The sequence below is a fragment of the Modestobacter sp. DSM 44400 genome (genome assembly GCF_900107175.1).
Lineage (GTDB): Bacteria > Actinomycetota > Actinomycetes > Mycobacteriales > Geodermatophilaceae > Modestobacter.
In genome coordinates this window covers 17,346-27,894 of record NZ_FNOZ01000049.1, presented here as the reverse complement: position 1 = coordinate 27,894, position 10,549 = coordinate 17,346, and the positions used below count along the sequence as shown (strand labels likewise).

General features: G+C 72.0%; 11 protein-coding genes and 1 pseudogene. 2 read left to right on the top strand and 10 right to left on the bottom strand.

The features are described 5' to 3' along the window. Positions 1 to 296, top strand: a pseudogene (locus BLW04_RS20905) (IS256 family transposase); the annotation flags it as partial. A 4-nt stretch (positions 297 to 300) separates the two neighbouring features. Here BLW04_RS20905 and BLW04_RS20900 read toward each other — a convergent pair. The 9 genes from BLW04_RS20900 to BLW04_RS20860 form a co-directional block, all read right to left on the bottom strand. Beyond that, the gene (locus tag BLW04_RS20900; RefSeq protein WP_091546931.1) at positions 301 to 717 is read right to left on the bottom strand and encodes a hypothetical protein; all 417 of its coding nucleotides are present in this window, start codon (positions 715 to 717) and stop codon (positions 301 to 303) included. Positions 718 to 785: 68 nt separating this feature from the next. After that, entirely contained in the window at positions 786 to 2,237 is a 1,452-nt protein-coding gene (locus BLW04_RS20895; RefSeq protein ID WP_091546927.1) for a recombinase family protein, read from the bottom strand. After that, on the bottom strand, positions 2,131 to 3,024 hold the full coding sequence (locus BLW04_RS20890) for an ATPase, T2SS/T4P/T4SS family (RefSeq protein WP_254781837.1): 894 nt from the start codon (positions 3,022 to 3,024) through the stop codon (positions 2,131 to 2,133). The genes BLW04_RS20895 and BLW04_RS20890 overlap by 107 nt, the downstream gene beginning before the upstream one ends. Then, positions 3,024 to 4,214 (bottom strand): AAA family ATPase, encoded by a 1,191-nt coding sequence (locus BLW04_RS20885; RefSeq protein WP_091546925.1) that lies wholly within the window; start codon positions 4,212 to 4,214, stop codon positions 3,024 to 3,026. The genes BLW04_RS20890 and BLW04_RS20885 overlap by 1 nt, the downstream gene beginning before the upstream one ends. Positions 4,215 to 4,272: 58 nt before the next feature. After that, complete coding sequence (locus BLW04_RS20880) at positions 4,273 to 5,019, bottom strand: Flp pilus assembly protein CpaB (RefSeq protein WP_091546923.1); 747 nt, start codon at positions 5,017 to 5,019, stop codon at positions 4,273 to 4,275. A gap of 12 nt (positions 5,020 to 5,031) precedes the next feature. Then, on the bottom strand, positions 5,032 to 6,003 hold the full coding sequence (locus BLW04_RS20875; protein WP_254781836.1) for a pilus assembly protein TadG-related protein: 972 nt from the start codon (positions 6,001 to 6,003) through the stop codon (positions 5,032 to 5,034). After that, entirely contained in the window at positions 5,991 to 6,383 is a 393-nt protein-coding gene (locus tag BLW04_RS20870; protein WP_091546950.1) for a TadE/TadG family type IV pilus assembly protein, read from the bottom strand. Before BLW04_RS20870 ends, BLW04_RS20875 begins: the two co-directional genes overlap by 13 nt. Positions 6,384 to 6,474: 91 nt before the next feature. After that, on the bottom strand, positions 6,475 to 6,681 hold the full coding sequence (locus BLW04_RS28770) for a Flp family type IVb pilin (RefSeq protein WP_254781835.1): 207 nt from the start codon (positions 6,679 to 6,681) through the stop codon (positions 6,475 to 6,477). A gap of 196 nt (positions 6,682 to 6,877) precedes the next feature. Continuing rightward, on the bottom strand, positions 6,878 to 7,543 hold the full coding sequence (locus BLW04_RS20860) for a prepilin peptidase (protein ID WP_091546947.1): 666 nt from the start codon (positions 7,541 to 7,543) through the stop codon (positions 6,878 to 6,880). Between the two features lie 144 nt (positions 7,544 to 7,687). Between BLW04_RS20860 and BLW04_RS20855 the strand changes: the two genes are divergently transcribed. Continuing rightward, positions 7,688 to 9,328, top strand: a complete 1,641-nt coding sequence (locus BLW04_RS20855; RefSeq protein ID WP_254781834.1) for a peptide chain release factor 3 — start codon at positions 7,688 to 7,690, stop codon at positions 9,326 to 9,328. On the opposite strand, the gene BLW04_RS20850 is transcribed toward BLW04_RS20855, so the two are convergent. Continuing rightward, a complete protein-coding gene (locus BLW04_RS20850) occupies positions 9,321 to 10,475 on the bottom strand; it encodes an AI-2E family transporter (protein WP_254781833.1) in 1,155 nt (384 codons plus the stop codon). The genes BLW04_RS20855 and BLW04_RS20850 overlap by 8 nt on opposite strands. Between the last annotated feature and the right edge of the window lie 74 nt (positions 10,476 to 10,549).

The following is a 10,549-nucleotide window of genomic DNA, read 5'->3' as shown; positions in this document are numbered from 1 at the left end:
CACTGACCGTGCTGCGCCTGGACCTACCGCCCACACTGGCCCGATCGATGCGCTCCACGAACATGATCGAGTCGATGATCTCCATCTGCCGCCAGCACTCGACCAACGTCAAGCGCTGGCGCGACGGGCAGATGGCGCTGCGCTGGTGCGCCGCCGGGATGATCGAGGCAGGCAAGCAATTCCGCCGCGTCAACGGCCACCTGCACCTGCCGGCGCTACGCACCGCCCTCGAGCAGGCCACCGCTGCAACTGTCGTACCCGCCGCGCATGATGGGCCCGTCAGCAACGCCGCCTAGTTGATCAACGGGCCGCTACCGAAGTTCCACGGAACGCGGGACATCCTCGGATCTCGGTGATGCCGCGATCTGACAGGCCGTCCAACATGCGGAAGAGCGTGTCGGCCCCGAACGTGTAGCGACCTAGCCGGTAGACCTCCCGGTAGCCGGGGATGTCCCGGAGGGGAACCCCGTTCCACTCGGGGCGATAGGCCTTACCGAACGGCTTGTTGTTGATCAGCTGAACCCGGTGGCCTTTACCCTGTCCCGTGTGCCCGCTGTCGTCTCTGGAGTAGATCGCCGTCTGCTCCTCGTACGACAGGTCGCTCAGCTTCTCGGCCCGCCGCTGTAAGAACCGGGACTGCGCCTTGGACATCGCTAGGCGCTCGCTCCACCGATCCGCCACGTGATGGAACACGGCGACCACCTGCCGGCCGTCCATGATCCGAACGATTGGTTCCTGGGAACCGGAAGCTCTCACGACGCTTCTATTCGTCGACGGCTCATGCCTCAGGCCTGCCTCCAAATAAGCTCGACCGCCGCCGGGTCGAACGTGCGGGCACCCTGCCGGGTGCGGTGCACCCGCATGTCCAGCAGCAGCGCCACCACCGCACGGCGGCGGCTCAGCGGCAGCTGATCCCACACGGCACCGACATCAGGGGCGCCGGCCAGGCCGTCAAGCAGCGGCGCGGAGTCCACCGTCCGCATCCGCTTCTCCGCCTGGGCCAACTGCGGGCGCAGCCGGGCGGTGATCCGCTCGAGCTGGCGGCCGTCGATGCTGCCCTCGGCGTACTGGTCGGCGGCGTGATCGAGGCGGGCGCGCAGCTGCTCGGCCTCGGCCAGCGCCGCCCGCCGGTCCGGGGTGTCGCCGGTGGTGAACAGCCCGGCGGCATCCGGGCGGGCCAGCCGCTGCACCACCACGGCGGTGACCAGCTCATCCAAATCCTGCCGACGACGAATGACGCAGCCGTGTTCGGAGCAGCGGTAGGACGGCACCCGGCGGTTGTGCGCCACCCGCAGGGTGGCCCCGCACACTCCGCAGCGGGCGATCCCGGATAGCAGGTGTTTGGCGGCCGTACCAACGCCGGTTTTGCGGGCCGGGTCGGAGAGCACAGCCCGCAGCTGCTCCCACTGCCCGCGGTCCAGAATCGCCTCCCACGCCCCGTCGCCCACCACCTGCCCACGGTGCACCCGCAGCCCGGCGTTACGCTCCCGCAGCACCAGCGCCCGCACCATCTGCTTGTGCCAGGGCTTGCCCATCGGCGAGGGCACCCCCTCGGCGTTGAGCCCGGCGGTGATCGACCGCAGCGACTCCCCGGCCAGCAGCCCATCAGCGATGCGCCGAATCACCGCGGCCTGCTCCGGCACGATCACCTCGCGCACCGTGCCATCGGGGCCGGGTTCCCGCCTCCAGCCGTAGGCAATGCGGCCGTGTGACCGGCCGGCGGTGGCGTTCTGTTCCAAGGACCGTCTCACCCTCTCGGACTTGTGATCGGATTCGTGGCGGGCGATCGACCCCAGCATCCGGGCGACCAGCTTCCCTGACGCCGTGGACAGGTCCCACTGCCCCGCCTGCACCGTGACCACGCCCACCCCGGCCCGCTCCACCGCGGCAATGAAGTCTTCGAGCTCGGCAGGCGAGCGGTGCAGCCGATCCGGATCCCACGCCACGATCACGTCCACCCCACCGGCCGCCACCGCCTGCATCAGCGCGGCGTACTGCAGCCGCGGCTTGCCGGAGTAGGCGGAGACGTCGTTGTCGACGAAGGTGGCGACGACCTGCCAGCCGTTGCGGCCGGCCAGCTCGGTGCAGTCCTGCCGCTGCCGGGCCACCCCCAAACCCAGCCCACGGCGGTCATCGGAGATCCGGCAGTAGACGGCGGCCCGGACCGTATCGACGCCGGCGGCGCAGCCGGCCCGCGCAGCACCCTTCGAGACGGCTCGGATGGCGGCTGCAGTCACAACTCAAAGTATGCCACAGCGTACAGATGTCGAGCGTGGTCTTCCCCGTGCCCGTGCCGCCGGAGACGATGACGTTGAGCCGGGCCTCGACGCAGGCCTGCAGCAGCTCGGCCATCTCCGACGACAGCGTGCCGAAACCGATGAGGTCGTCGACGCCGAAGGGGTCCTTGGCGAACTTCCGGATGGTCAGGGTCGAGCCGCTGAAGGCAAGCGGCGGGATGATCGCGTTCACCCGGGACCCGTCGGCCAGGCGGGCGTCCACCAGCGGGGAGGACTCGTCGATGCGCCGGCCCACCCGGGAGACGATCCGGTCGATGACCCGCCGCAGGTGCTCCTCGGAGGTGAAGCGCGAGCTTGTGCGGGTCAGCTTGCCGTTCTGCTCCACGTAGATGGCGTCCGGGCCGTTGGCTATGATCTCGGTGACCGTCGGGTCGTCGAGCAACCGCTGCAGCGGGCCGAAGCCGAGGACGTCGTCGGCGAGTTCCGCCGTCAGCCGCTGCCGCTCCTCGGAGCTGAGCGGCACGTTCTCGGCCTCGACGACCTCGTCCAGCTCGCCGAGCACGATGGTCCGCAGCGCCTCCTCGCTCAGGCTCGGGTCGTTCATCCGGTTGCCCATGCGCTCGAACAGCGCCTTGCCGACGCGGTCCTTGAGCCGGCTCAGCGCGTCGGTGGGCGGCCCGGGGGCGGGCGCGGCGGGCCGGGCCGGGCCGGGAACCGGCGGAGGGGACGCGACGGGGGCGGCGACCGGCAGCCCGCGGGCCGCGCCCAGTCGGGTGGCGAGGTCCATCAGGAGGCCGCCCGGTGCTTGGCCCGGTACCGGCTGGAGCCGACCAGAGGGGTGGCGGCGAACCGCGAGACGAGCCGGCGCAGCTCCCTGGTCATCGGGTCGCGGCCGCCGTTCTCCAGCAGCGGGACGCCCTGGTTGGTCGAGGGCGGCACCGCCGAGGAACGCGGCAGGACGACGTCCACGCCGGTACCGATCGCCGTCTCGACGTCCCGCACCGACAGCCCGCCCTTGGGGTCGGCGAAGTTCATCACGACGTGCCGGCCGGCCGGGATCATGCAGAGCTCGCGGAGGACGTCGAGCTCCTTGCGCAGCCCGCGGACACCGGGCACGTCCATGCTGCTGAGCATGACCACGTCGGTGGCCCGGTCCAGCGCGGCGAGCGTCTGCTCCGACAGGCCCGGCGCGGTGTCCACGACGACGTAGCGGAACTCGCGGGCCAGCGAGGCGAGCAGCCGGCTGACGTCCTCGCCGGTGACGGTGTCCCCGGCGGCCGGCGACTCCGACCCGCAGACGGCGTACAGGCCACTGGGGTGCTGGGTCAGGAAGGTCTTGAGCACCATCGTGTCCTGGCTGGCCGGGCCGTGGACGGCGTCGGGCAGCGTGTACTCCGGAACCAGCCCGAGGGCCGAGGCGACGTCACCGAACTGCACGTCCAGGTCGACGAGCACCGTGGACTGCGGCGCGGATGAGGTCAGCCCGACCGCCAGGTTGGTCGCGATCGTCGTCTTGCCGACCCCGCCCTTGGGCGAGGCGACGGTGATCACCCGGCCGGTGTAGCGGGAGGTGTCGTCGGCCGGGCGAAGCACCCGACGGCGTCCGGCCGCCGCGTGCGCGGCCCGGTCGAGCGCAGCGCGGATCTCGTCCACGTCGGCACCGGGGTCGAGCAGGTCTCGGATGCCGGCGCGCATGGCCGCCTGGCAGAGTTCCGGCTCGGGCCGGGCGAGCAGCACCACGCTGATGCCGGGGCACTGCACGTCCAGCCGGGCGGCCAGGCCGAGCACCTCGGCCGCGGCCGCCTCCGGGCCGATCACCAGCACCTCGGGCAGTTCGCCGTCCACCAGCTGCTCGAACAGCCGGGCGGGATCCCCGGGCAGCCGACCGGCCGGCAGCACGTGCACGTCGCCGTCGGCGGCGGCGGTCACCCGCCGGCCGAGGTCGTCCCCGGCGGCCGCGAGCACGACGCGGCTCATGATCCGACCTCCGGTGCAGGAGCGGAACGGCTGCGCCGTGCTGTCAAGCGCCTCGCATTCACGCGTAGTCCTTTCCGTACACGGTGTCGGGGGTGATGACCTCGGTGCCGTCGACGTCGCTGCCGTCGGTCTCGAGGGAAAGCCAGAGGGTGCCGTGCTCGGCGCCGAAGACGACGCCCTCGACCTGTTCGGCGGTGACCGCGAGGGTGACCATCAGGCTGCCAGTGGGTGCCGGGCTGCCCGCCGACGCGGTCTGTGTCGCGCCCTCCTCGCCGGTGTCGGCCGGCGCGGGCGCGCCCTGGACCTGCGTGACGACCACCCGGTGCAGGATCACGTGCGTGGTCGCCGGTTCGTCCAGTGAGACGAAGACGCCCACGGTGTCGCCGGCGACGAGTCGCCCGCCCACCGCGCGTTGCGGATCGAGGAGGACGCTCACCTCCTCGGCGCCGTCCGGGACCGCCACGGTGCCCGGCGTCTGCAGGGCGTCCGGGGCGGCGAAGCGGCTGGCCAGCAGCTGCTCGCCGGGCTGCAGGTCCGCAGTGGCCACCTGACCGGCGAGGTCGGCCAGGTCGGTGACCCGGCCGTCCACCGCGGCCTTCGCTGGCACCTGCTCGGTGCGGACCGATGCGGCCAGGTCCTCGGCCGGTGTGCCCTCGGCGACCAGCTGGTCGACGACGAGCACGTCCACCGGCTCGGCACCGGCCAGCGCCCGGCTGTCGGCGCCGCGGACGTAGGCCAGCAGCACCACCGTCCCGAGGACGGCCAGCAGGAGGGCCGCCACCGCGGCCAGGAGTCGACGTCTCATGTCAGGGGCGCCCTATCGGACCAGTCGGAGGATCGAGGAGCCGAGGTCCGGCGCGTCGGGGCTGTAGGAGAAGGCGTCGGAGGAGTCGACGAGGCGGGTGAAGTAGCCGCTCACGCAGCGCTCGTTGCCGGTGCACGGCTTCGGGCTGGTCGAGAACTGGCCACCGAAGGCGAACCCGGTGATCCGGAACGCCGCGTACCCGAAGACGTGGTACCAGGCGTTGTCGCCCGTCCCCCCGGACTCGTCGAACAGCGGTAGCAGCACCGTCCGGCCGACCCAGGAGGTGATGTAGTCCGGCGAGCAGGTGCTCGGCGGGGTGTTGCCCGTCGAGGAGTAGGACCGCGCGTTCCGCGCGCTGGCCGCCTCACACTTCCTGCTCGGGGTGTCGAGGTAGGCGAACCCACCGGGGACGACGTTGTTCGACGGGCCGGTGCAGCCCACGGTGTCCGAGGTCTTGGTGAAGTAGATGGTGCGCACGGTCGTGCCCGAGGGCAGGCCACCGCCGGTCTGCTGGGCGAACTCGCACCAGGAGAAGGTCAGCGGCAACACGGCGACGCCCTGCTCCGGGCCCCCCCAGGCGACCGTGGCCGAGGCGGACACCGCGGTCGAGTCGTGTCCGATGACCGGGGCGAACCAGTGCTGGACCGGGGTGCGGCCGTTCACCGTCACGCTGAGCGGGTTGCTCCGCAGCACCGGCGGCGCGGCGCTGGCCCCGCCGTCGTTGGCCGCAACCAGCGCGGAGGCGGTGGCGACCATGTCGCCGCAGGCACCGCGGGCGCAGTCCGCCGCCACGGCCAGGGCGGCGGCGTCGGCAGCCACCTGCAGTTGGGCCCGCTCGGCGTAGAGCGAGCCGATGTCGACGGCGATGGCGGCGAAGCCGAGCATCGGCACCATCAGCAGGGACAGCACGATCGCTGCCGCGCCGCGCTCCTCGCGGAGCCGGCCGGACAGTCGGCGGGGAAGCCGGGAAGTCAGCCGTTGCACCGCATGACCCCCGTTCCACTGAGATCGAGACCCGTGCCGAAGAAGCCGGTCAGGTAGGGCATCGGATAGTTGATGGTCACGCGCACGTTGGTGCTGCCACCGGTCGTGGGGCAGGCCCCCGGGGTGATGGCAATCTGGGCGTCGGTGATCGGCGGGTCGAGCGAGTCGGCCGCGTAGCGGACCGCGGCGCGGGCGGCGGCCGGGTCGTTCTGCAGGGCCATGGCCCGCACGCCCTCGCGGGCTGCCGCGGACAGCGTTCCCTGCACCTGGAAGCCGTGGCCGAACTCGACGATGCCCAACACGAGCAGGACGAGGAGCGGCACGATCAGCGCGAACTCCACCGCGCTCGCCCCGCGCTCGTCGCGCAGTCGTCGTCCCACCGTTCCCACCCCCTCCGTGTGCAGCGGCGCGGCGGCCCCCCGGTGGGGACCGCCGCGCCAGGCAGCCGTGATCGGACTCAGACCTGCCAGATCAGGGCGTCCCGCCGAGCTTGTCGGTCACCGTGGTGAAGAGCTCGTTCAGCTGCGTGCCGAGCAGGGTCACCGCGGCGATGATCACGACGGCGATCAGACCGACCATCAGGCCGTACTCGACGGCGGTCGCGCCCTTCTCCTCCTTCTTCAGCCGGTCACCGGCGAAGGAGACGAGGGTGTACAGGGTCGTGTAGAGCTGGGTCACGAGACGCTCCCGAGGGACGGTGCCGGCTTGGTGCGGGTCGGTCGACCCGTCCGTGCGGCTGCACCGGGACCATCGGGCGGCGGCGCGCCGAACCTGAGCGACTCCACCCGTCCGGGGCATGCGTTCCACCATTGGAGTACGGAGAGTGCGTGCGCACTTACTTTCTGTACGAGTTCAGGTGACGCGGACGTTCTGCTCAGGAGAGCGCGAGTGCCATCACCACGGCCGCGCCGACCAGCATCGCCGGGCCGAACGGCAGTTCGGTGTCCCGCCGGACCCGCCGGGCCGCCAGCAGGACCAGCGCCACCACCGCCTGGACGACGAAGCCGGCCACCGCGCCGGCGAGCACGGCACCCCAGCCCAGCCAGCCGAGATGCAGGCCGAGCAGGGCGGCGAGCTTCACGTCACCCATGCCCAGGCCGCCGGGCGAGGCGAGGGCGAGGGCCAGAAAGACTACGAACAGCACTCCGGCCCCGAGGATTGCGCGGGCCAGATCCCCCCATCCCCCCGTTCCCGCGGCTGCCGCGCTCAGCAGCACCACCCCCAGCGCGAGCGAAGGCAGCACCACCCGGTCGGGCAGCAGGCGGTGCCGCAGGTCCACGACGGTCAGCAACACCGCGACCACGGCGAACACCAGGAAAGCGGGGAGCTCGGGCACCGGGCCGAGGCCGAGCGCGACGAGCGCGAGGAGCAGCGCCGTCCCGACCGGGAGCAGCGGCCGCCGGACGGCGGACGCCCCCGGGCGGAGCAGCGTGCCCACCCCCGCGCCCGCGGGCCAGGGGAAGCGCCCAGCCAGCCGGTCGATGAGCTCGCCGGCTCCCAGACCGAGGAGAGCGACCGCACCTGCGAGGACGCTCAGCACGGCGTCATCGGACCGGAGGGGCACACGGCGGCCACCCTGACACGTCCCCGGCCCCGACGGCGGCAGGACGCCTACCATCGGAGGGTCTCGGCGCAGGTCCTCTTCGGCTCGCTGCACGGGTTCGGCGTAGAGGAGAGGAACGGCGTGGACGGAACGCAGGAGCAGCACGGTGCGGTGGCGGTCCAGGAGGCACGGGGCGGGCAGCGCCCGGCGGTGCTGACCGAGGCGGCGCGGCGGCGCACCTTCGCCGTCATCAGCCACCCCGACGCCGGGAAGTCCACCCTCACCGAAGCCCTGGCCCTGCACGCCCGGGTGATCGGGCAGGCCGGCGCCGTGCACGGCAAGGCCGGACGCCGCGGCACGGTGAGCGACTGGATGGAGATGGAGCGCGACCGCGGCATCTCCATCACCTCCGCCGCGTTGCAGTTCGCCTATCGCGACGCCGTGGTCAACCTGCTCGACACCCCCGGGCACGCCGACTTCTCCGAGGACACCTACCGGGTGCTCACCGCCGTCGACGCCGCGGTGATGCTCGTCGACGCCGCCAAGGGCCTCGAGACGCAGACCATGAAGCTGTTCGCGGTCTGCAAGCACCGGGGAATCCCGATCATCACCGTGATCAACAAGTGGGACCGCCCGGGCCTGGACGCCCTCGCCCTGATGGACGAGATCGGTGAGCGCACCGGCCTGACGCCCACGCCGCTCACCTGGCCGGTAGGCATCGCCGGGGACTTCCGCGGTGTGCTCGACCGCCGGGACGGCAGTTACCGGCACTTCACCCGCACGGCCGGCGGCGCGACCATCGCCCCCGAAGAGGTCTTCTCGGCCGAGGCGGCGGCCGTCCGCGAGGGCGACGCCTGGACCCACGCGGTCGAGGAGTCCGAACTGCTCGCCGAGACCGGCGCCCAGCACGACCAGGAGCTCTTCCTGGCCGGCGCCAGCACGCCGGTGCTGTTCGCCTCCGCCGTCTCCAACTTCGGCGTCGGCCAGCTGCTGGACACCCTGGTCGACCTGGCTCCCGCGCCGGCCGACCGGCCCGACGTCGAGGGCGAGCCCCGCCCGCTGGACGCCCCATTCAGCGCCTTCGTCTTCAAGGTGCAGGCCGGGATGGACACCGGGCACCGCGATCGGCTCGCCTACATCCGGGTCTGCTCGGGCGCCTTCGAGCGCGGCATGGTCGTCACCAACGCCAGCACCCGGCGGCCCTTCGCCACCAAGTACGCCCAGCAGGTCTTCGGCCGCGACCGGGAGACCATCGAAACCGCCTGGCCCGGCGACGTCGTGGGCCTGGTCAACGCCGCGGCGCTGGGTGTCGGCGACACCCTCTACGCCGAGCAACCGGTCAGCTATCCCCCGGTGACGACGTTCGCCCCCGAGCACTTCGCCGTCGCCCGGGTCGCCGACACCAGCAAGTACAAGCAGTTCCGCAAGGGCATCGACACCTTGGCCGGCGAAGGCGTGGTGCAGGTGCTGACCTCCGAGCGCCGAGGCGACGGGGCCCCGGTGTTCGCCGTCGTCGGGCCCATGCAGTTCGAGGTGGCCAGCCACCGGATGGAGCACGAGTTCGGCGCGAAGATCAGTCTGGAGCCGCTGCCCTACCACCTGGCCCGGATCACCGACGAGGCGTCGGCGCCGGAGCTGGGTCAGGCGCGCGGCGCCGAGATCATGCAGCGCGCCAACGGGGAGCTGCTGGCGCTGTTCACCGACAAGTGGTCCCTCGGCGTGCTGGTGCAGAACAAGCCGCACCTGACGCTGATCCCGCTGGTGGCCGCCGAACTCAGCTGACGGGTCGGCCGGCGACCGAGGCGCCGGAGGTCGGGGGCGCCTCGGCCGACAGGCCGCCGTCCGTGCGTTCGTGCGGGGCGAGCGCCGGGGCCCGCTCCTCCCCCACCGTGGGCTCCTCCTTGAGCCGACCGCTCCGGTGGTCCCAGACGTCGCGGGCGATGACCTGGATGATGCTGGCGGCCGGGATGGCGAGCAGCGCGCCGAGCACCCCCACGAGCTCGACGCCGACGAGAATCGCGATGATCACCGTCAGCGGGTTCACCTTCACCGTGCGGGCGAAGACCAGCGGCTGCAGCAGGTGGTTCTCCAACTGCTGATAGATCACGAAGAACACCAGCACGGCGATGCCGGCCGGCACCGAATGGATGAAGCCGGCCAGGACCGCCACGATGCCGCCGATGGTGGCGCCGACCAGCGGGACGAGGTCGGCGATGCCCACGAACAGGGCGATCAGCCCGGCGAACGGAACGCCGGAGATCTTCAGGACGGCGTAGGTCAGCACCGCGCAGATGACGCTGATCAGCAGGTTGCCCGACAGGTAGCCGGTGACCGACTTGGCGCAGTCGGTGGCGACCCGGTGCAGTCGCTTGCTGGTCGGGGGCGAGAACAGGTTGAGCGTGCCGTCGACGATCTTCGGGCCCTCGAGCACCATCAGGTAGGCGAGCACGATCACCGTGACCAGACCGGTGACGCCGGTCGCGATGCCGCCCAGCACACCCGCGGCCGGCGACGTCAGGCCGCTCGCGAAGTTGCTGATCTTGGCCTGGTTGTCCTGCACCCACTGCAGTGCGTTGGTGCGCTCCAGCAGGTCACCGATCGGGCCGCGGCCGTTGCGCGCGTCGTCGATCAGGCCGGGCAGCTGGCCGGCGACCTTGGTGCCCTCCTGCGCCAGCGGGACGGCGAAGGCGGTGATCAGCGCGGCGAACAGCAGGAAGGCGACCAGGAACACCAGCAGCGTGGCCAGCGACCGGCGCTTGCCGCGGAAGACCTTCCGCTCCACCCAGCCCACGACCGGGGCGAGGGCGATGGCGAAGAAGGCCCCGACCACGCACCACGTGAGGATCTGCCGCGTCTGGAGCAGCACGTAGAGCAGCAGCGCGGTGGCTACCAGCAGGCCGATCGTGGCCAGGATCGTGCGCGTGGGCACCGGGGGCTGCGTCCGGCGCGTGGTGGGTGACGTCACCGCGCTGGTATGCCCCGGACGGGGGCACCGCACGCATG